The organism is Phaeodactylibacter sp. (assembly GCF_022763345.1).
Classification (GTDB): Bacteria; Bacteroidota; Bacteroidia; order Chitinophagales; family Saprospiraceae; genus Phaeodactylibacter.
Genome location: NZ_JALEGS010000018.1, coordinates 65,627 through 86,505 on the forward strand (window position 1 = coordinate 65,627; position 20,879 = coordinate 86,505).

Genomic DNA, 20,879 nt, shown 5'->3' on the forward strand with positions numbered 1-20,879 from the left:
GGTCTAATGCACAGACCGCCCCTTCCATTGATACTTTCTCACGAACAAGGAGGCCAGCCCAATAAATGCTATGTAGCCAATGTGCAGTGCCTCTGAGCGGGCAAAAGATTTCAGTAAATGCTCCTGATGAAAAAACTGACAGGCTGTTTTGAGCAACCGGTAGTCGGCCCTGGATTTGAGCAGTAACAACAGCACTAAATGGACCAGCCAGAAGTGCCCTACGACCAGAAACAACAGGGGCGACAGCAAAATAGACCAACTCAGCAAGAAAGCGATACCCAGTGCAAGCGTCGTGCCCGCACTTGCCGGTGCAGCCGCATTTTTGGTGCCCCACCGCAGCCGTTGCCGGAAAAAAGCGGGCCAGTCCGGCGCCGCCGGCGTAGGTACCGCCACAGCTGTACTTTTTAAAAACCGGACCGGAAGCCCCTGCCCCCTGGTGATTTTAGCAATTAGAAAAATATCGTCCCCCGAAGCCGTACTCCGGTTATCCGCATATCCGCCCGCTGCCTCAAAAGCAGCCCGGCGATAGGCAAGGCTGGCTCCGTTGCCCAAAATCCAGGTGCCGGTATGCAGGCCCACTGCCGTTAACACCATCATGCCAGCCATATCAAGCGCCTGAAAACGGTAGCGTGGATCATCCTCGCCGGTAAGCAACACCGGGCCCGTAGAAGCGGCAAGCTGCCCATTTTCCAAATGCTGCACCTGACCCTGCACCCAAAGCGGTGGCGGCTGGCAATCGGCATCAGTGGTGAGTAGGTACGTACTTTGCGTTGCGGCTGCTCCCAGCTCCAGCGCCCGCTTTTTCCCATACTGCCCAGTAGGCAGGCGGAGCAAGGTGAGATGGGGATTTGGGAAGGCTTCCACTATTGCGGCGGTGGCATCGGTGGAGTGGTCGTCAATCACGACGATTTGCAGGGATTGCTTAGGATAGTTTTGTCGGGATAAAGCCTGAAGGCAATCGTGGATATTGGCAGCTTCATTGCGGGCAGCTACAAGAACCGTCACAGAAGGGGCGGAATCAATGGGGACAGATTCAAATACGGGGAGCTTATGCCACTGTTTGATGACCCATTGGACCAACATAAAGTACGCAATGCCAAGGGTCAGGCAGGCTCCACCAATGATCCACCCCACCGCCATCAGGACTGGCTATCGAAGAAATCGTCGTAATTGCCGCGCCGGCGTTTGAGGTTTTCATGTTCACGAAATTGCTCTTCCAGCCGCTTGAGGTCCATGGGCTCGCTATTGAGCTCTTCAAAGTCAACGTATTCGCCTTCCCGCTGCCGCTTTACTTCCTGCTCGACCTCCCGTACTTTCTTTTTGAACAAGGCCTTGCCCAACAGGAACAAGCTCACCAGAGGAAAGGCGAGGATCGTCAGCAGAATGCCACCGATACCCAATAGCGGATTTGTCTTTACCTTGTCCACCAGCCATTTGCCATACCCCGTTACAGTTTTATAGTCGATGATGAGTGCGGCTATCAGCATCACCGGCGAAAGGTAATACAGGATGGTAAAGATAAAGCGGGCGACAAAAAAGAGCCCCAGCAAAAAAAGGATGCCCAGCACCACGCCAATGATGGAGCTAAAAGGGTTATTATTGGAAGTCTGAAAAGATTTATGGTATTGCATAGTGGATTATCTTGCACTGCGAATTTACGTTAAGAACCTGCTACAGTCATTATTTGTTGCTTGAATGAGTTGTTCTATAGACTGAATCGAGAGAGTTGTCGACGAAAAACGGAAGAAAAAGGCGGCGGATGAAAGTAATTCCAGCAGTTTAGCTGCATTAGCGTACCTTTGTGGCCGTTATTATGTAAGAAATCGTGATTTTCAGTCGTTTTTAGCGCAAATTTGCGTATAAAGCGATACTAAATAATACAGAGACATTGAAATTTAACGAATTTGGTTTTGAGCCTTCCCTGCTGGAAGGCCTTTACGCGATGGGTTTTGAAGAGGCTACTCCGGTACAAGAACAAGCCATCCCTCCAATTATGGAAGGACAGGATGTACTGGCTTGTGCCCAAACCGGGACCGGCAAAACAGCTGCCTTTTTGCTGCCTGTCCTGAACGAACTGAGCAAAGAATCGTCCGACGACAAAGTCCGGGCATTGATCATTGAGCCAACGCGGGAGTTAGCGATGCAGGTAGACCAGCAACTGGAAGCCCTCTCTTATTTCACGCCGATCAGCTCCATTGCCATTTACGGTGGCCGGGACGGTCATGCGATGGAGCAGGAAAAACGAGCGCTGAAGCGGGGCGCCAGCATTATTGTCGCGACACCGGGGCGCTTCACCTCTCACATGGATATGGGTTATGTGGACTTTAGCGGTCTGAAGTACCTGATCCTGGATGAAGCAGACCGAATGCTGGATATGGGGTTTGCACCGGCTATTATGAACATCGTGCATAAGCTCCCTCTCGAACGGCAGAACCTCCTGTTCTCCGCCACTATGCCTGCCCAAATCCGGAAGTTTGCTATGCAAATCCTGAACGGGCCGACTAAGGAGATCAGCATTGCCATCTCTAAACCAGCAGAGAACATCCTGCAGCTGGTCTACGAAGTGGAAGACCACGCCAAAATCGCATTGACCGAAAAGGTACTGGAGGCCAATAAACGACTGGAGCGCGTCATCATCTTTGCGGGCCGCAAAAAAACGGTCAAAGATCTGGCCCAGGCCCTGCAACGCAAAGGCATACAAGCCGGCGCTATCCACTCCGACCTTTCGCAGGAAGAGCGGGAAAAACAGCTGCATGGCTTCAAAAGTGGCAACACCCCTGTAATTGTGGCTACAGATGTACTATCTCGGGGTATTGATATCAAAGGTATTGACGCAGTCATCAACTTTGATGTACCGGGCGACGCAGAAGACTACGTGCACCGTATAGGGCGTACTGCCCGGGCAGAAGCTTCTGGTATGGCTTTCACCTACATCAATGGGGAAGATATGTACCGCTTCAAGCGCATCGAGGAACTGATTGAGCGAAAAGTACAGCGCCTGCCGCTGCCGGAAGAATTGAAAGATGCCAAACCCCAACCCCGAAAAGGCCGTGGTGGCGGCAGGGGAGGCAATTTCCGGAAAGGGAAAAAAGGCGGAAGCCACCGTGGTAAAGGTGGTGGAAAAAGAAGATAAAAAATGGGTTGCTGATCACATCGTTGGTTCTGACTGTTTGATCAACAACCCATTCTGATTTATTTTTTTGACCGTTCCTATTGACCGTATCCGGGCACCACGTTTTCTACCGGGATGCGCATGCCATCCTGATAAGCAACCACCCAGGCATCAGAAATACCTAACTGCTGCATGTAGCTTCGAAGTGCCTCCGCGCTTTCCACATCCGGATATTTGCCGATAATGATTTTTTGAAGCCCATCTACCATTTCCAGGTCCATATTGTCATCTTCGCCGTCCAATGTGGAAGGCACATTGAGCCTTTCGAATGCACCAATTTGTACGCGGAAGACAAGCCCCTGCATAGAATTGTCCATTTGCGGCTGTGTTGGCGGAGGGGACATTCTTAGCTGATCAAGCTCATTCAGGGTGGCAGCCAGCTTGTCCTGCATCTGGGCATTTTCGCGCTCGAGCTGTGCAATACGGGCGCGGCGGTTTGCCTTCTCTGCCTCCATTTCGTTGATTTGTGCGGCATACTCGTTGGCTTCCCGCTTATAGCGGTCCACACTTTCTGAAAGTGCTTTCAAAGCTGCCGGATTACGCTTGTACTCCTTGGCTTTATTTTTCCATTCTTTTTTCTCCTCTTTGGATAGCTCTTGCGCCTGTACCGTTACAGAAATGCCAAAGGCAAAGAGTAGTGCTGCAGTCAGAAATAGTATTCTCATATTCAAATAGGTTTTTTGTCTGATTGTATTAATGAGTGGCAGAGGCTGTTTATTTTCTGGCCTACTTCCAATTTTGACTAGATTCAGGATCTGAAAGTCGCATTTTTTCCACAAAAAACCGCAGAAGTTAAGAAGATTTTAACGCCGGGGCTGGTTGCCAGCGCTGTTTTTGAGCTATTCGGGCCTGTTGGGGAATGCCGGGCCGGGCAGTAAGGCTCTTTTTTTCTACCAGGTTTGGGGATTATGCTCAATTTTTGCTGTTGTACCTGAACATTTAGCGCCCCATAAGCTTGAAAGAAGAAAATAAAGCAACCTATGTGGAAAGAAGAAAATGACCAACTCAAAGCAACCTTCAAATTTAAAGACTTTACACAGGCTTTCAGCTTTATGACTGAAGTCGCCTTCCATGCTGAAAAAATGCAGCACCACCCGGATTGGCACAACGTCTACAATACTGTGGATTTTACCTTGAGCACCCACGATGCGGGCAATAAAGTGACCGATAAAGACCGGGACCTGGCCAAAGCCATTGATGAGGTTTTCGAGCGTTTCAAATAGGCGGTCCGGAAAAACTATGGCACTAAAAATACAGCTGCCTCAAACCATAATGATCCCTTTTTGTTTGAACCCTTGTTTTATCGGGGTTTACTAATACTGTAACCCTGTTGCCTCTAAGTAAAAGGCAACCCTAGCCACAAGCCAACCAAATCATCAGACTCGGTCGCCCGAAGGTCTCCCTGCTGGATCTTTTCCGGATTACGGCACAGCTTTCGGCACTAACGCAATTAAAAACCAAGGGATTATGCATAGAGTGAACACGGTAGGCATTGACGACATGGCCGCCTACATTCCCAATCTGTACCTACCAATTGAAGACCTGGCTTCTGCAAGGGATTTAGAATACGCAAAGCTCAACAAAGGGCTGGGGCTAACCGCTATGTCGGTGCCCGATGCCCACGAAGATGTGGCCACAATGGCTGCAAATGCCGTACTTGAGCTTTTGCAGCGCAACGCACTGCAACCGGAACAGATTGGCCGGATTTACATGGGCACGGAAAGCGCCCTGGACGGATCTAAACCCATGGCAACCTATGTGCAGGATATGCTCAACCAGTACTTCGAGCCCACGCATGGCGAAGGCGCATTCCTGAACTGTGATGTGGTAGATATGACCTTTGCCTGTATCGGTGCAGTGGACGCCCTGCAGAATACCCTGGACTGGGTAAGGGGCGGAGCCGACCGCATAGGTATTGTGGTGGGCTCGGATGTGGCCCGCTACGAATTGAACTCCGGTGGCGAGTACACGCAAGGCGCCGGTGCCATCGCCGTCCTGGTCCGTCAGCAACCCCGGCTGCTGGCTTTTGAGGATGCCTGGGGCGTGGCCTCCCGCCCGGTACACGACTTCTTTAAGCCAGTGCGCCGTTTTTCCAAGAAACAGATTATTGAAGAGGTGCTTCAGCTGGCCGACGTGACAGGTGTGGACGCCGAGGCCCTTCTGGCAAAGCTCGAAACGGGTGCCCCAAACTCCATACTCCACCACGATGATGCCCACGTGGACATCCACCGCGACACCCCTGTCTTTGACGGTCCCTACTCCAATGATTGCTATCAGCAGCGAATCGGGGAAGCCATGCAGCATTACGCAGAACAGGAGCACCTACCCGAAAAAGAACCGGTCACAGATGACTGGCACCGCATGGTTTTCCACCTGCCCTATGCCTATCAGGCCCGCCGCATGTTCTCGGAAATCTTCAGGGAAGAAAGCCTGAAGCGGGGTGACTGGGAACGGACCGCTGCCCTGATTGATCAGCCTTGGCCAGATGCCGCAGACTTCGAATCCGATGCCGCTCATCAAAAGGCAGTGAGTAAATACCTGCGCGCCATCACTAAGACCGACCGCTATCGGAAATTTGTGGCGGAAAAGATTGAAAAAGGAGAGCGGGCTTCCTCTCTCGTTGGCAACCTCTACACCTCTTCCCTATTCCTGAGCCTGATGAGCACCTTAGAGGCTGACCTGGAGGAAGCACAGGACCTGACTGGCAAAAAAATAGGCTTTTTTGCTTACGGCAGTGGCTCTAAATCCAAAGTCTTTGCCGCTACAGTGGGCCGTAACTGGAAAGCCGTGGTAGAGCAGTTCGGGCTAAACCAAAAGCTGGCAGAGCGCCGTGCTTTGGATTACGCCACTTACGAGGACCTGCACCGTGGGCAACAAACTACAAGCGTTGCCCCCCCCGAAGGTACGTTCTACCTGAAAGCGGTCAACCGGGAGCCAGGCGTACAGGAAGGTGCCCGGGCTTATGGCTGGCAGCCTTACGTTAAAGTACCGGCTACGGCTACACAAGCCTAAAGTACCAAACACCGGCATTGGGAATGGGTTTTATAAGGGCATGCTGTGGCACAATGAGTGCCACGGTGACCTCTTTAACCTAGTAGAATACTGTGCTATGCCTATTGCCCTTATCGTTTATGCTATCCTTGTTTTAACCATGGTATCGCTGCCCCTGGTCCGATCGGACTACTGGGTGTTCAGGTCTATGGAGTACCCACGGCTGCAAAAATGGGTACTCGTGGGCATTGGAATCATCGCCTGCCTGGTTTGGGGTGATTCTTCGAGCTGGCTATTCTGGGCAGGCCTGGGCGCTTTTGCCTTGTCATTTTCCTTTCTCAGCTATCAGATTTACCCTTACCTGCCTCTGGCCAAGCGAGAAGTGCTGGAAGACAGCGCATCTGATGAAGCAAAACAAGGGCAGCGCCTTAGCCTGATGATTGCCAATGTATATCAACCCAACCGGAAAGCAGAACGAGTCCTGGACCTGGCAGAAAAGCTGTCCCCGGACGTAGTGCTCCTGCTGGAAACCAACGACTGGTGGAAAACGCAATTGCAGCCCTTGGAGGAAACTTACCCCTACACCGTGCTGGTGCCCATGGAAAATACCTACGGCATGTTGTTGTACAGCAAGATCAAGCTGGAAGACGCTCAGGTGCACTACCTGATTGAGCCCGATGTGCCTTCTATTGAATGCAGGATGATACTGGGTTCAGGGCATAAAGTCCACTTCTTTGGTGTACACCCCCGCCCGCCGGCCCCTTCCGAAAGCGTGACCTCTACGGAAAAAGACCGGGAGCTGCTGATCGTAGCTGAGCGGGCTCAGGCTTCCCAACAGCCGGTCATCGTGGCAGGTGACCTCAACGATGTCGCCTGGAGCTATACCACCGAACTTTTCCAGAAAATGAGCCGTTTGCTCGACCCCAGAAAAGGCAGGGGCTTTTTCAATACCTTCCCGGTGAAGTGGCCGGTAATGCGCTTCCCGTTAGACCATATTTTCTGTTCCCGTCACTTTAAGCTCCGTCAGTTGCGCCGGCTGAAGTCGATAGGGTCTGACCACTTCCCGGTGTTCATTGCATTTCAGCTCTACCATGAGATCGTGCAGCCAGAAAAAGCTCCCGAGCCGGCAGAAGAAGACCTTGCAGCTGCGAATGCAAAATTTCAGGAATAGCGCTATCTTCACTGCCGAACAAACCCAATGAATAATGCATCAACTAGCGTATCATCTCTGTTGGGTAGCTTTGATCGTGCTTGCTGCCTGTGGTGCTCCGCCCGCGGAGGCTTCCGGTCCCGAAGCAACAGCATCCTCAAAGCCCCCTCAGCCCACCCTCACGATTGCCACAGCGGCTAATGTGCAGTTTGCTATGGATGAACTGATCCGCGAATTTCAGGCACAGACTGGCATCGGAGCTTCTGCTGTAGTCAGCTCTTCCGGTAAGCTTACCGCACAAATTATGGAAGGCGCGCCCTATGACTTGCTGGTATCCGCCAATATGAAGTACCCTGAATATCTGCTGGAAAAGAATGAAGCAGTAGGCAGCGTCAGCGTTTATGCCTATGGCACCCTCGTCGCCTGGAGTATGACCGGGCAGCACATACGAGTGACTCCGGAATACCTGGTAGAGGGCAGGGTATCAAAAATTGCCATCGCAAACCCCAAAAATGCCCCCTACGGCGAGCAAGCCATCAACTACTTCAAGCATTATGGTGTATTTGAAGAGGTGGAGCCGCTACTGGTTTACGGAGAAAGTATTGCACAAACCAATCAGTACATCACCTCCAAAGCGGCAGATGTAGGGCTCACCGCCAAATCAGTTGTACTTTCGCCTGATGTAAAAGGCCGGGGGCGGTGGCTGGAGCTGCCCGATAGCAGTTACTCTCCTATTGAGCAGGGGGTGGTGATTACCCGTTACGGCAATGAGCGCCACTCAAGAGAGAGCCTGGCTTTTTTTACTTTTTTGTTTTCAGAAACTGCGCAGGAAATCTTTTTGAAATACGGCTATAAACTGCCAGGCCCAAGCACCAACACTCAGTAAAAAACAACGACCATCGAGAAACGCATTACATTACTCGGGACAGGCACCTCACAGGGCGTACCGGTTATCGGCTGCGACTGTGCGGTGTGCCAATCGGCAGACCTCAAGGACAAACGCCTGCGCACAGCGGCCTTGCTGCAGGTGGGTGGGAAAAACATCGCCATTGACTGCGGTCCGGACTTCAGGGCACAGATGCTCCGAACGGGCATTGACCGGCTGGATGCGATTCTCATTACCCATCAGCACAATGACCATATCATTGGGCTGGATGATGTACGCCCGTTCAACTTTCGCAATAACATGGACATGCCGGTCTACTGTACCGCCCCGGTAGAGACAGAGCTGAAGCAGCGGTTTGCCTACATTTTTGAAAGCCAGAACCGCTACCCCGGGGCACCGCAGGTGCAAATCCACCGCATTTCCAAAACCCAGCCTTTCGAGGTGGAAGGGCAGCAAGTCATTCCAATAGAGTTGATGCACGGTCGTATGCCTGTGCTGGGCTTCCGGTTTGGCAACTTTGCCTATGTGACCGACGTAAGAACAATTGCAGAGGAGGAACTGGAAAAGCTTAGGGGATTGGACACCCTGGTGCTGAGCGCCCTGCATCACCGTGAGCACCATTCGCACCTCAATCTGGAGCAGGCCCTCGACCTTATCCAACAACTAGCCCCCCGGCAGGCTTTTCTCACACATATGAGCCACCGGATGGGGCTGCACCGGGAAGTATCCCAAAAGTTGCCTGAAAATGTAGCCCCTGGTTACGATGGGCTTACCTTTACGGTTGATTAAAACAAAGTTATGAAATACTCAATTGGGTTGTTCCCGATACTTTTATTGCTCTTATCAGGCTGTGGAGACGTAGGTCCTCAGCAGCAAAAAAGTGAAGCGCCGCCTCTACCGGGCCACGAAGAACGTTGGTCGGTATTCTTACGGCAGCAGCTTGCCGGGCCTCAGGTCATTACGGTAGATCAGGGCTGGTCAGAACAGGCCCCGCTACAGACGCACCCACGCCTGCTGAAGGTTACTGTGAAAGCAAATGAGACCTTGCCCACCGGCTTTCCCACCGAAGCAGAAACCCGGATGGCCAATGAATTACAGGACCAGCTGTTGCAGAAGCTCGAGCGCGGCAACTTTGGGGTGTTTGTGGGGAGCATTGTCGTGCCCGGTGAGAAGCAGTTGTACTACTACCTGCGTGCAGAGCCCCAAGCCGACGAGCTGGCACAGGAGACCGTAGCAGCATACACCAAACGAAAAGTAGAAGCGTCCATTGCGCCCGACGACACCTGGTCCGCCTACACAGGACAGCTCTTCCCCAATCAGCGAGAACAGGCAGAAATCAACAACGATGGCGTGCTCATCCGCCTGCAGGAAGCCGGCGACCCGCTGTCTCAGCCCCGGCCGATTGAGCACTGGGCGTACTTCAAATCCACCAAAGCCCGCAGCGTCTTTCAGGACTCCCTGAAACGGTACAGCTTTGAGCCCATCGGTTACGATACGCTTGCGCAGAGCCCTATGCCCTATGGGATACACTTTGTGCGGCAGGACAGCATTCACACCCCATACATTCACGACCTCACCTGGGGCCTGACTCAACTGGCGGAAGGGCTGGGCGGTGCCTACGATGGTTGGGAAACGATTGTGGTGCAGCCAAAATAAAATGGGCTTAGCTTAATCCACTTTCAGGATGGGAAAAACCCGGAAAAGCTTTTGCCGATCCCAAATTTGCACAAAATAGCTTCCATTTGGAGTACGGGCGTAAGGCCAGGAAAGATTAATGTCACTCTGTGTCGTGCCATCGAAGTGTTTTTCAAATACCACTTTGCCTGTACCGTCAAATATCCGCACTTCAAATTCAGGCAGCGATTGTTCGTCTTGTTGAAAAACGCTCAGTCCTGTCCCCCTTCCATATACAGGGTTTGGGGAAATAGCTACCCTGTCCAGAGAATAATTAGAAGCTGTTGTACTTACCGGCTCTGATTCTTCAATAGTAACTGTTTGATTAATTTCCAGGTTATTCACTTGCTGGATTTTACCATCTGGCCATACGATAATCAACCAAACACCAGTAGCCTCTTCAGCAAGGCCAAAGTGTACAGTAAGACTGTTCTGTCCGGCATAACCAGTCTGAGCGCTAACCCTCCGTTGTTGGAACACTGGCGCCTCATTGATAAGCGCGACCATTTCAACTCTTGCTCCAATTGCAGAACGGTTGGAAGTATTGCCTATCAATTTAACTTTGAGCCAGTTATTGTCATTAGGCGTATTTAGTAAAATTGAATTCGGAGGTGCCGGGCTAGCTGAATTGTTTTTGCAGTGCGCTACGGCAATATCCAGAAAGCCATCGTTATTAAGGTCACCCATAGCGGTACCATAAGAGCAAACCTGAGGCAAGTCTGGCCAGTAATCGCTATCTGCTAAAGCAAAGTTGCCGTTGCCGTCATTAAGGAACAATTGCGCCCCCAACTTATCGGGTGTGCAGTAACCACTGGTCAGTACCAAGTCTAGATCGGCATCATTGTCAATATCGCCAAAGGCAGAGCCAAAAGTACATTGCGACAGGTTTGATAAAACGCTATTGGCCACCAGTTCAAACTCACCATTCCCAAGATTACGGAATAGCTTGTTGGCCTGAGGTTGAAAGTAGCCGGCATTCCCCAAAAACAAATCAACATCGCCATCATTATCAATATCGCCCCAGCTATGGGTAATTGTGCTTCCGGTATTTTCAAGAATGGGTAGATTTTCAGCACGGATAAAAGTGTCATCCCCTTGATTGATATAGAGCTCATTGGGCTGCGCGTTTTCATTAGTGACATAAAGGTCTAGGTCATCATCGCTGTCATAATCAATCCAGGATACGCTCCTGGAATAGTTATTGGGCAATGACCAGTTTATAGAAGGCTGCGGCTCAAACGAGCCTGCTTGAGTTTGCTGGTATAGCGAGTTGGAGCGGTCTGCCCCTCCGCTATTGGTCACAAATAAGTCAAGCCAACCATCTCTATTGAAATCCCCCCAAGCAGAAGATTCAGAGTAGCTGTTGGTTTGATTAAGGGGTGTACCGGTCGGGCTGATAAATTGACCGGTGCCGTCATTCAGGTAAAAACCATTGGTCACGCCGTACCAGGAAGCAACAGAAGCATCAAGGTCGCCATCGTTGTCTGCGTCAGCAAAGGTGGCCCCTACAGAAGGTTTAACGTTGAGATAGAAAGGCTGGTCTTCCTGCAGAGAAAGTTGGTTACCTTCTTGATTCAGATAGAGAAAATCAGGCGCACCACCTTCCGAACCATTGGAAATAAAAAGGTCATCTAGACCATCGCTGTTTACATCAACAAAGTTGACACTTCGACTGTCTGAGGGTGGATTATTCAAAGCATCCTCAGCAATAAACTGGAAAACTTGAGCCGCACAACTAACGCCAAAAAGACAAATTATACAGGTAATGGAGAAGGTTTTCATGATGAAAATTAAAAAAGACCGGGCCTGCCAAAAAAAATAGCGTAACAATCGGGTGAATAGGCCCGGTCCTCATGAAGTGATTAAATTACAAGGTTGTGGATACGGGCATTAACGTATTAGGGTCAGCCGTTCCGTAATAGTGATATTTCCCAGGGACGGATCATCCGGATGCACCGCCTCCCGGCGGGTTTCCAGTACCAATTTGGCTTCGGTGAGTGTGGTGTAGGTATAAGTCTCTTCCCCCACCTGAAGGGTTTGTGCAGTCATCAGCCAGTTTTCGGCAGTAGGTTCTGAGCCCGGCATTTCGGTTACCACTTTGTAATCAGCGGTGAAGGTGATGGTGCCCGCCACTGGACCGGTTTCGTCCTGAAGGGTGGCATTCCCATCCTGCCAGACGACCTGTAAGGATTGAAGCTGCCAGGGGGACTGTACCAGAATATCCTCGTTGGATAAGTCCGCTTCCTTTTCACATGCCGAACCAGTTAATAAAAACAGCGCCATGGTGATCCAGGAAAAATGAGTTTTCATGCTTTGATCGTTTTGATTTTGATTCAAAACTAGGGCGGAAGCTGGTGAGGTGCTTGAAAAAGGCGACTTTTTGATTATCCGGGCTTACTTTCAGGATATTCGGACAGCGTAGCTGAAGGGCCGTAATTTTCCCTTATTTTAGGAGCATGAGACTCACATTAATCTTAATTCTGGGTTGGGGTTTTGTGGTTGGTCAACCGGCAGGGCCTGACCACCTGCGGGAAGCCTTTGAAGCGTCAGAAGGGGACTCTGTAAGATGGGCTTTAGAAAACAAAATCGGATACTGGTTTTTCCGGCAGGAGCGGTACGATTCGGCTTTGGTCTACTTCACCCGGCACCTGGAGCAGTGTGAAACCATGGGCTACGATGCCTTGGTAATGAGTAAGCTCAACGGCATAGGGCTGGTGCAGCACATGAGCGGCGAACATACCGATGCCCATCCCTATTTTCAAAACCTACTGTCTTTGTATGAGAAGTCCCCACTTCCATGGGCACCATCGGAACGCAGTACCCTGCTCCTGAATACCGCGGCCAACTTCGGCGCAGTGGAGAAAGCCGATTCAGCCCATTTGTTGTTTGCCCGGTCGCTGGACTATGCCCGGTCGGTACGGGACAAAGAGTTGCTTGCATTGGTTACAGAGACGATTGGCAACTTCTTTTTCAGGCTTTGGGAACAGAAAGGGATGGCTGCTTACATAGATTCTTCAACCACTTATTACCAGCAAAGCCTGGCGTTGAGGCCACCGGAGGCTGCAACGGCACAGGCCCGCCTCGGCACTTCTATTGGCAGTAACTTCTTCAAACTAAATGCTTTTGCCTCCGCACTCGAATGGTACCAACGGGCTGCACTGATAGAGCAAGACACCCTCGTTCATCAGGGGAAATCCTTTCAGGGGCTGTCAAAGACTTATGCTGCGCTGGGAGATTATGAAACCGCCTACCGCTACCGGTTGCAATATGAAGCTGCCACCGATACCCTCTATTACCGGATGATCAACCAGCGCGTGCAGGAACTCCTAACAGCCTTTGAAGCGGAGCGCACAGGAATGGAGAACGAACGCCTCCGGCTGACAAACAGCGCCCAGAAAGACCTCCTGTGGCAACGGACGGTTTCTCTTTTGGTGATTGCGGTGCTCTTGGCCGTGTTACTCCTACTTTCTCTGCTGCTGTACCGGCAGTACCGCCGCACACAAGCGGCAAATGTCGAACTGGCCCTGCGCAACCAGGAATTAATCACAGAGCGGGAACAGCTGGAATTGAAAGCCCTGGTGGCCCAGATGAACCCCCACTTCATTTTTAATGCCCTAAACAGTGTACAGCGATTTATACTTTCCCGTGACATCCCTCAGGCCAATACTTTCCTGTCCAGGTTTGGTAAGATGATTCGCAATGTGCTGGAATTGAGCACCAGTAGGATGGTGCCTTTCTCTGAGGAAATCGCCCTCCTGGAACGCTACATAGCCCTGGAAAACAGCCGGCTAGACCATCGGTTGAAACTGGAATGGTCTATCCCCGAGCACCTCGACCCGGAAACGCTCCAAATCCCTCCGCTTTTACTTCAGCCCTTTATCGAAAACAGCATCTGGCATGGGCTGCCGCCCGATGATATGACACCGCTGACCATACACATCCGGCTTGAACAGCCTGCTCTCAATCAGGTATCTGTAACCCTTTCAGACGACGGGGCAGGAGATCCGGGAGAGGTGGCAGGAGATTTGCTAAAAGCCGTCGAGGAAAGGACAGTCTCCGGTATTCAGATTGCCCGCAACCGGCTGATCGCGCTATGGCGAAAATACCCGGACGCTATCGCTGATCCGGTAGAAATCACAACAGCACATGGGTTTTGTGTAAAATTAATACTGCCCCATTATGATTGAAGCGGTAATCATTGACGACGAAAAGAATGCCCGGGATACGCTCAGGGGGCTGGTTCGGCAGTTCTGTCCGGAAGTTCAGCTCATTGGTGAAGCGGCTTCTGCCAATCAAGCGCATCAGTTGATCGAAGCGCGTAAGCCCGCCCTGCTGTTCCTGGATATCCGGATGCCATTTGGCAACGGGCTGGAACTCCTAAAGGCTTATGAGTATCCCGGCTTTGAGGTGATTTTCACCACGGCTTACAGTGAGTATGCCTTACATGCGTTAAGGCTTAGCGCACTGGACTACCTGCTTAAACCCATCGATATTGGGGAGCTACAGGAGGCGGTCCGGAAGGCAGCCAAAGCGCTGGCGTTGCGACAGCGCAATGAGCGTTACATCACGCTACTGAATAATTTGGATACGCCCGCTCAACAACAGCGGGTCGTACTCCCATTTTCCGGAGGGTATCAGGTGAGTTCCTTCTCCGAAATCGTCCGGCTGGAGGCCAGCAAAAACTATAGCTGGGTGATTTTCGCCAATGCCAAGCGCCTGCTTTGCAGCCGTACACTGAAAGACTTTGAAGGCGTTTTAGGGGAATACGGTTTCCTACGCGTGCATCAGTCCCATTTGATCAACGCCCGCTTCATCCGCACCTACCATAAGGGTAGAGGTGGCACCCTGACCCTGACTAATGGTGAGGAAGTGGAAGTGGCCAGAAGCCGCAAGCAGGAAGTGTTGCAATATATTGATCAGTTGGAATAGCCCTCCTCTGCCACCTCCCGAAAGCCCTCCATGGTACGCATCATATTGGAGCGCACAATAGGGTCGGTGATGAAGCGCGGCAGGGAAGAGGCCTTCGTCGTCTGTATAAAATAGCGGACCTCTGCGTAGCCGTTGGCCTGCCGTTCAAATTCCCAGCGGCCCGACAAGCCCGTGATGCGCTCAATCCCATCTTTGACGGGGTATTGCTTCAGTGCTACGGACTCAAACTGAATGGTGGTACTACCGGCAGTACTGCCGGTTTGCCGGTAAGCGATGGTACAGTCATGGTCGCGTGCCGGCCAGGGCAGCCCGTAGTGCACGTAGGCGTACCAGTGGCGCTCATGCTGACCGGGGAAGGACCGGACTTCATCCACCCGGCGCATCCACTTTTCAGCTTGTTGCTCTTCGCGCAGGGTACGCAGTAAGGTTAGGGTTGGGGCTTTTACTTTAAGTACGGTTTTGAGTTCGCGATAGGCGTTGCCCTCGGCCGTTTTGTGCCAGCGTTCGTAGAGTTGGATGCCGCTTTCTTCATCAACAAGCTCGAAGGAGGAAGCTGGTGAAACGGCAGGCGTAGCCCAGGCAAGGCTACAGCTGAAAAAGAGGAGTAGGAAAGACATAACACAGATTGAATGAAAAAATTAAGGTACGCTTTTTACCGCCTAATTCACAATTGAATGTGGATGTGGTCGTCGTGGCGAACCGCTGCACAACCGTGGAAGCGGATCTTTTTCTGCCCTTCCAGCCCTAATCTCGTTTTCAAATGAGGCTCCAGGAAGATTTTGCCTATTGCAGGATGCCGCGCCAGGCGGAGGAGCAGCTGCCGGTTTAGTGAAGCCGAAAAATCAAGATTATTGTCTTGCGGAACAAGGCGGGATAATAAACTGTACTGCCAATAACCCCGACCCTCACAATTCGCTGGCTGATCATACTCGCCTGCTTTTGGTGTTTCCAGGTAGCCGTAGCCGAGCCAGGAAGGGCTCCCAGACAAGAGTTTACCTGTGACCGGCTTTTCATAAATAAAAGCCAGGTCCAATTTGCCGCCGTCATCGTGGCTGCGGTGAGGTAGTAGCGGAAAACCATCGAGAAACGGAAAGTTGGCATCCAAAAAGTATAATGTGACGGAATGATCCATTTGGTTGGCGACGTCCAATACAGCTTCGAGCAGTGCGGGTTTGACATAATGCCGGTTGGCTATGACAAAAAAATAGTTGGCAGGCTTAAGAGAAGATTCTGAAAAAACCGGGAGTGGCACGCGCCCGTTCAATAGAGCGAGGGGCGGGACAAGCAGCAGGCTGCCCAGTGCATAGACCATGGTAAAGGCAAGCAGGCGGTACCCACGCGAACGCCACTTGCCAGGTACCCGCTGGCTAATTTGCCACCGGATGGGCTGATAGAGCAGGTAGAGTACCCCTCCGACCTGGGTGAATACGGTAAGGATGAGGAAGAGGGCTGCCCGGCGCAAAATAGCAATCACTGTCATTGACCCGTTTTGAATGAATGGCTATATTTATTCAAAACTTCCGGATGACCACCAATATTGTCGAACAATTGATGCAGCGCCCGGATCTTCCTGTAGTCCTCAAAGAGTTACAGCATCGGCTTGCGATGGAGGAACAGCAGCGTAAGGAATGGCTGAAAGACTGGCGAACAGATACATCCAAAATGGAATTCATCAACGGGCAAGTGATCGTCCATGCTACCGCTCAGCGTATAGAAGCTTTGGTCAGCGGTAATGTCGCATCTTTGCTTCGTACATCGGTATTGCTTCGACAAGTCGGGGAAGTTCATCAGGAGAAAGCCATGATACGCCTCACCCGCAATGACTACGAACCGGATATCTGTTACTTTGACACTGCACAAGTCGCTGAATTCAACGAAGAGACCAGCTTGTTCCCGGCTCCACGACTGGTGGTGAAAGTGCTCTCCCCAAAGACAGAGGCGCGTGACCGGGGCGTCAAATTCCAGGATTACGCTTACCACGGTATACCCGAATACTGGATCGTCGATCCCAGGGAGCGGACTTTAGAGCAGTACCTGTTGCCCCAGGGCGATACGACCTACCAGCTTCACAAAAAATCGGATAACGGGGGCGTAGAAGTGCGAGCCCTGCCAGGTCTAAGCCTACCCATCCCTGCCTTTTTTGATGAGCGGAAAGCGCAGGCGGAAGTGGAACGCTTACTAACTGCAACACCTAAGTAGATGGTTCAGGAGGTTACCCGGCGTTTTCCCGCTGGAAGATTTCAGAAGCTGGCAGCTCAAAATCAGGGAGAACTGGCGCTGCACTACAGGTGTCATTTCCCTTACAAACTTTCATTTCCTCCAGTGCCTGCCCTTTGTAGACATGCACTTCCCCGTGATTAGGCAGAATATGCCAAACGATTTGAACGCCAGCCGCCCGGTAGTCTTGCATTTTTCCGACTACCGTGTTCATCTCATCGTGGTTCGAGATGACTTCAATCAGAAAAGCGGGTACCTTATATTCCCCTTCTGCCAAAGCATTAATTTGGGCGTCTGTCAACCAGCATATGTCCGGGCGGCGGTGGTGATCGCCAAAAAACAGATCGCTCTCCGGCATTAATTGCCCGGACATCTGCCCTTGAAACTTGAGGCGCATAAAAAAATTAAGCAGGTTGTTGAGGATGTAGAGCTGCGCAGCATTCATGGTATTTGGGGTTCGTTCTACCGTACCATTCAGCCATTCGTAGGTATAGCTATCTTCCCGGCTGAGGTACTCCCGCTGGAAGGCTTCCCAGGTAATCGTTGCCTCAGGTTGGGAAAATGGCGGAGATGTAGCTATAGATGGTGGCATGGCAGAAAGCTTTCTTGCAAGATAAGGTTTTTACCGCTTCTTCGCCACCACGCCTGCTTCCGACCGCTCCCGCAGTGCCCTGTTCATCAACTCGAACCCTTGCACGGTTTCCGCATGGATCATCCTCATAATGGGCCCGGACAACAACCCGCTAAACCTTTCCCCCTGTGTCAGCTCAGTTTGCCCGTCTTTTAATGGGCGTAGTTTGAAGTAATGCTCCCCGTCGAACAAGCCGCGTACAAAGAGTTTTCCACGCCAGCGGAACTCTGAGCCTACTTGCGCAACCAAAACTTCGGGCTTAAAGACCTGTGGTGCTTTGTTGCCCAGTTTCAGATGCGCCTCCAGCGTAGTGCCCACCGCAGGCTTGCCCTTTAACTTGACGATAAAAGGGTTCCAGTCCGGGTAAGCCTGAAAGTCGGTAAGGGTGGCCCAGACTTGTTCCGGGCTTGCGTTGATAACGACTCGGGTTTCGATTTGCTTCATGGTAATGCTGATTTTAGCCGGGCCAGCCTTCACAGCGCTCCTGCTGCATTTGCCAGTCCTCTTGATAAAAGGATACCACAAAGCTATGCCCCTGCCGTTCGCCCCACTTTGCAACAGGTGCCAAAGGCTTGGCATTTAGTGCCAGGCGGAGGCTACCACAGCTATATCTGGAAAAATCGTGCTTTTTTGGATAGATTTTTCCAAATAAAGAATGTATTTTCGGAAAAATCTATAGGCCTATGGATCAGCTGATAGGGCGAAAAGCCGAAATCCAGGTGTTACGGGACGCACTCGCCTCAGGTGAGGCTGAGATGGTATCGGTGATTGGGCGCCGACGTGTAGGCAAGACTTTCCTGGTTAAAAGCGTCTGTGCAGGGCATATTGGTTTTGCCATTACCGGTGTTCAGGGGGCGCCTCTGCAGGAGCAGCTCAGCAATTTCCATTATCAATTGCAAGAGCACTCAAATACGGAATACAAAAAGCCGGGCAATTGGATGGAAGCCTTTCAGCAATTGATTCAGGCCCTGAAACCACTGGTTGAAAAAGTAGGTCCTAAACCCGTTGTTTTTTTGGACGAACTGCCCTGGCTGGCCTCCCGGCGGTCTGGCTTTCTGCGCGGATTAAGCTTTTTTTGGAATAGTTGGGCAGCCGATCAGCGTATCGTAGTTGTAGTGTGTGGTTCGGCGGCCTCTTGGATGATCCGTAAAGTGGTTCATCACACCGGAGGGCTGCACAACCGGATTACCCGGCGGATTTTCCTCGCTCCCTTTTCATTAAGCGAGACAGCGGACTACCTGAGTAGCCGGGGCGTAGGGCTGGATCATTATCAGACGACTCAGATTTACATGGCACTTGGCGGTATCCCTCATTACCTTAAAGAAGTAAAGCAGGGGAAAAGTGCCGCACAAAACATCGACGAAATCTGCTTTTCAGACCAGGGTTTGTTACGGGATGAGTTTCAAAAGCTATACCCGGCCCTGTTTACCAATGCAGAACACCATATTGCGATCATCCGGGCATTAGGCAAAAAGTGGAAAGGGCTAACCCGGAAGCAGATTGCCGCGTCATCGTCGGTGCCTAAAGGCGGCACCCTTAAACGCGTGCTGGAGGAACTGGAACAGTCAGGCTTTATCACCGCTTACCGGCCGTTTGGGAAAGCCAAAAAAGGTCAGCTGTATCGCCTCACGGATGAGTATTCCCTGTTTTATCTGCAATTTATGCAGCAAAAGCGCCTCAGCGGAGAGGGAGCGTGGCACCGGCTGAGTCAGACAGCGGCATTTAAAAGCTGGAGTGGTTATGCCTTTGAAAATATTTGCCTTAAGCACATCAGGGAAATTAAGCACGCACTAGGCGTTGCTGGTGTGTATACCGAGGCTTCTACCTACTACCATCAGGGCGAAGGGGAAAAGCGTGGCGTTCAAATTGATCTGCTCATTGACCGGAACGATCATGTCATCAATCTCTTTGAGATCAAATTTTACAACGCTCCCTTTACGCTGACTAAAGCAGAAGCTAAAGCACTACGTAAAAAAGTAGCCCTTTTCCAAAGTTACACGCAGACTAAAAAACAGGTATTTTTATCCCTGATTACCACCTTTGGCTTACTGCCGAATGCGCATAGCTTGGGCCTGGTACAGCAAGAGCTGACTTTGGAAGATTTATTTAATTCCTAAACAATGACCTTCTCCGGCCGCTTCCTCCTCAACATGATCCACTTCGCTGCCCGGCAGGGGGCATCGGCTGCTGACTTATTGGCCATAGCCGGGCACACGCAGAAAAGTCTGATGGATGAAAAACTGCGGGTGGAAGCCCCTGTCTACAACGTCGTCCTCGAAACCGCCCTGTCTCAGGTTCCCGATCCTTTCATGGGCCTGCATGCCGGCGAGTATTTCAATCTCGGCGCAGCCGGCATTATCGCCCAAATCACCCAAACCAGCACCACCATGCTGGAGGCCCTGCAGTATTGCTGCGAGTTTTCGATGCTGGGCTGCCGCGCCATCCCACTCAGGTTGGAAAAAACTGGCGATGCCTACGCCCTGCGCATGAAGCCCGACCCCGTATGGCAGGCGCAATCCCCGGAAGCTGCCCTGCACACTCTCGAAGGGCACCTGGCCTTTAGCCTGCGGGAGTATCAGCAGCTGGTACTGGGGCCGCAACCACCGCTCCGGGTACACCTCACCCGCCCGCGCCCGGAATTGGTAGCAGAGTTCGAGCGGGTATTCAAAGCGCCGCTGCACTTTGGGCAGGAGGAGGGCGCACTGTTCTTTTCCGCCCGTCAGCTGGAAGCGCCCGTCCTTACCAGCGACTACCAACTATTACGTATCCTGGTCCGGCACGCGGAGGAACAGCTCGCTGCCGTCCAGCAGCAAACAGGCACGGTATATCAGGTACGGGAAGCTATACTGCAACTGATGGACTTTGGGCTCCCCTCCATTGAGCAAGTCGCCGCCAATCTTCACCAAAGTGTCCGTAGTCTGCAGCGCCGGTTGAAAGCCCAAGGCCACACTTATCAGGACCTTACTGAAGATATCCGCAAATCACTCGCCCTAAGCTACCTGCAGCAGCCTGACCTCAGCCTCACCGATATCGCCGCCCTCCTCGGTTATGCTGACAGCAGTACCTTCAGCCGGTCGTTTAAACGGTGGTATGGGGTGGCGCCCCGGGAGTGGTGGGAGAAGACATAGTTAGAGTTAAGTAGCTCGATGCGGCATAGGATTGCACACCCATTCAGGTAGAACCAAACCACATTTACACACCTTATCAGTTGATAATTTGAATTTTAAGC

The 20,879-nt window shown here is 51.7% G+C and carries 21 protein-coding genes; 12 read left to right on the forward strand and 9 right to left on the reverse strand.

Going from position 1 to position 20,879, the window contains the following annotated elements; translation table 11 throughout:
- Positions 1-3 precede the first annotated feature (3 nt).
- Positions 4-1,140: a glycosyltransferase gene (locus MRY86_RS04435; protein ID WP_293571033.1), complete on the reverse strand. Its 1,137-nt coding sequence runs from the start codon at positions 1,138-1,140 to the stop codon at positions 4-6.
- Positions 1,140-1,631, reverse strand: a complete 492-nt coding sequence (locus MRY86_RS04440) for a hypothetical protein (RefSeq protein WP_293567297.1) — start codon at positions 1,629-1,631, stop codon at positions 1,140-1,142. The genes MRY86_RS04435 and MRY86_RS04440 overlap by 1 nt, the downstream gene beginning before the upstream one ends.
- 257 nt (positions 1,632-1,888) lie before the next feature.
- Here MRY86_RS04440 and MRY86_RS04445 point away from each other — a divergent pair, with 257 nt between their 5' ends.
- Positions 1,889-3,133, forward strand: a complete 1,245-nt coding sequence (locus tag MRY86_RS04445; protein ID WP_293567298.1) for a DEAD/DEAH box helicase — start codon at positions 1,889-1,891, stop codon at positions 3,131-3,133.
- 77 nt (positions 3,134-3,210) lie between these two features.
- Here MRY86_RS04445 and MRY86_RS04450 read toward each other — a convergent pair whose 3' ends face one another.
- Positions 3,211-3,837 carry a hypothetical protein gene (locus MRY86_RS04450; RefSeq protein WP_293567299.1) on the reverse strand — a complete coding sequence of 209 codons (627 nt, stop codon included), beginning with the start codon at positions 3,835-3,837 and terminating at the stop codon, positions 3,211-3,213.
- A gap of 315 nt (positions 3,838-4,152) precedes the next feature.
- Between MRY86_RS04450 and MRY86_RS04455 the strand changes: the two genes are divergently transcribed.
- From MRY86_RS04455 to MRY86_RS04480, 6 genes are all read left to right on the forward strand, one after another.
- Complete coding sequence (locus tag MRY86_RS04455; RefSeq protein ID WP_363325431.1) at positions 4,153-4,395, forward strand: 4a-hydroxytetrahydrobiopterin dehydratase; 243 nt, start codon at positions 4,153-4,155, stop codon at positions 4,393-4,395.
- 244 nt (positions 4,396-4,639) lie between these two features.
- Positions 4,640-6,184, forward strand: a complete 1,545-nt coding sequence (locus tag MRY86_RS04460; protein WP_293567300.1) for a hydroxymethylglutaryl-CoA synthase — start codon at positions 4,640-4,642, stop codon at positions 6,182-6,184.
- A gap of 97 nt (positions 6,185-6,281) precedes the next feature.
- On the forward strand, positions 6,282-7,334 hold the full coding sequence (locus MRY86_RS04465; RefSeq protein ID WP_293567301.1) for an endonuclease/exonuclease/phosphatase family protein: 1,053 nt from the start codon (positions 6,282-6,284) through the stop codon (positions 7,332-7,334).
- A gap of 34 nt (positions 7,335-7,368) precedes the next feature.
- The gene (gene modA, locus MRY86_RS04470) at positions 7,369-8,199 is read left to right on the forward strand and encodes a molybdate ABC transporter substrate-binding protein (RefSeq protein WP_293567302.1); all 831 of its coding nucleotides are present in this window, start codon (positions 7,369-7,371) and stop codon (positions 8,197-8,199) included.
- 84 nt (positions 8,200-8,283) lie between these two features.
- The gene (locus MRY86_RS04475) at positions 8,284-8,988 is read left to right on the forward strand and encodes an MBL fold metallo-hydrolase (protein ID WP_293567303.1); all 705 of its coding nucleotides are present in this window, start codon (positions 8,284-8,286) and stop codon (positions 8,986-8,988) included.
- Between the two features lie 9 nt (positions 8,989-8,997).
- Positions 8,998-9,855: a DUF695 domain-containing protein gene (locus MRY86_RS04480; protein ID WP_293567304.1), complete on the forward strand. Its 858-nt coding sequence runs from the start codon at positions 8,998-9,000 to the stop codon at positions 9,853-9,855.
- Between the two features lie 12 nt (positions 9,856-9,867).
- Here the strand turns inward: MRY86_RS04480 and MRY86_RS04485 are convergent, their stop codons facing one another.
- Entirely contained in the window at positions 9,868-11,655 is a 1,788-nt protein-coding gene (locus MRY86_RS04485; protein WP_293567305.1) for an FG-GAP-like repeat-containing protein, read from the reverse strand.
- 108 nt (positions 11,656-11,763) lie between these two features.
- A complete protein-coding gene (locus MRY86_RS04490; RefSeq protein WP_293567306.1) occupies positions 11,764-12,183 on the reverse strand; it encodes a hypothetical protein in 420 nt (139 codons plus the stop codon).
- A gap of 146 nt (positions 12,184-12,329) precedes the next feature.
- Between MRY86_RS04490 and MRY86_RS04495 the strand changes: the two genes are divergently transcribed.
- A complete protein-coding gene (locus tag MRY86_RS04495; protein WP_293567307.1) occupies positions 12,330-14,060 on the forward strand; it encodes a histidine kinase in 1,731 nt (576 codons plus the stop codon).
- A complete protein-coding gene (locus MRY86_RS04500) occupies positions 14,053-14,802 on the forward strand; it encodes a LytTR family DNA-binding domain-containing protein (RefSeq protein ID WP_293567308.1) in 750 nt (249 codons plus the stop codon). The genes MRY86_RS04495 and MRY86_RS04500 overlap by 8 nt, the downstream gene beginning before the upstream one ends.
- Here MRY86_RS04500 and MRY86_RS04505 read toward each other — a convergent pair.
- Together MRY86_RS04505 and MRY86_RS04510 are read right to left on the reverse strand one after the other, a co-directional pair.
- The gene (locus MRY86_RS04505) at positions 14,790-15,419 is read right to left on the reverse strand and encodes a hypothetical protein (protein ID WP_293567309.1); all 630 of its coding nucleotides are present in this window, start codon (positions 15,417-15,419) and stop codon (positions 14,790-14,792) included. The two genes, MRY86_RS04500 and MRY86_RS04505, sit on opposite strands and share 13 nt — an antisense overlap.
- Before the next feature lie 47 nt (positions 15,420-15,466).
- A complete protein-coding gene (locus tag MRY86_RS04510; RefSeq protein ID WP_293567310.1) occupies positions 15,467-16,282 on the reverse strand; it encodes a hypothetical protein in 816 nt (271 codons plus the stop codon).
- A gap of 44 nt (positions 16,283-16,326) precedes the next feature.
- Between MRY86_RS04510 and MRY86_RS04515 the strand changes: the two genes are divergently transcribed.
- Positions 16,327-17,001: a Uma2 family endonuclease gene (locus MRY86_RS04515; protein WP_293567311.1), complete on the forward strand. Its 675-nt coding sequence runs from the start codon at positions 16,327-16,329 to the stop codon at positions 16,999-17,001.
- A 13-nt stretch (positions 17,002-17,014) separates the two neighbouring features.
- Here MRY86_RS04515 and MRY86_RS04520 read toward each other — a convergent pair whose 3' ends face one another.
- Positions 17,015-17,611, reverse strand: a complete 597-nt coding sequence (locus MRY86_RS04520) for a Uma2 family endonuclease (protein ID WP_293567312.1) — start codon at positions 17,609-17,611, stop codon at positions 17,015-17,017.
- A gap of 30 nt (positions 17,612-17,641) precedes the next feature.
- Complete coding sequence (locus MRY86_RS04525; RefSeq protein ID WP_293567313.1) at positions 17,642-18,094, reverse strand: SRPBCC domain-containing protein; 453 nt, start codon at positions 18,092-18,094, stop codon at positions 17,642-17,644.
- 239 nt (positions 18,095-18,333) lie between these two features.
- Between MRY86_RS04525 and MRY86_RS04530 the strand changes: the two genes are divergently transcribed.
- Entirely contained in the window at positions 18,334-19,767 is a 1,434-nt protein-coding gene (locus MRY86_RS04530; RefSeq protein ID WP_293567314.1) for an ATP-binding protein, read from the forward strand.
- A gap of 3 nt (positions 19,768-19,770) precedes the next feature.
- Positions 19,771-20,778 (forward strand): AraC family transcriptional regulator, encoded by a 1,008-nt coding sequence (locus MRY86_RS04535; RefSeq protein ID WP_293567315.1) that lies wholly within the window; start codon positions 19,771-19,773, stop codon positions 20,776-20,778.
- Positions 20,779-20,879: the final 101 nt, after the last annotated feature.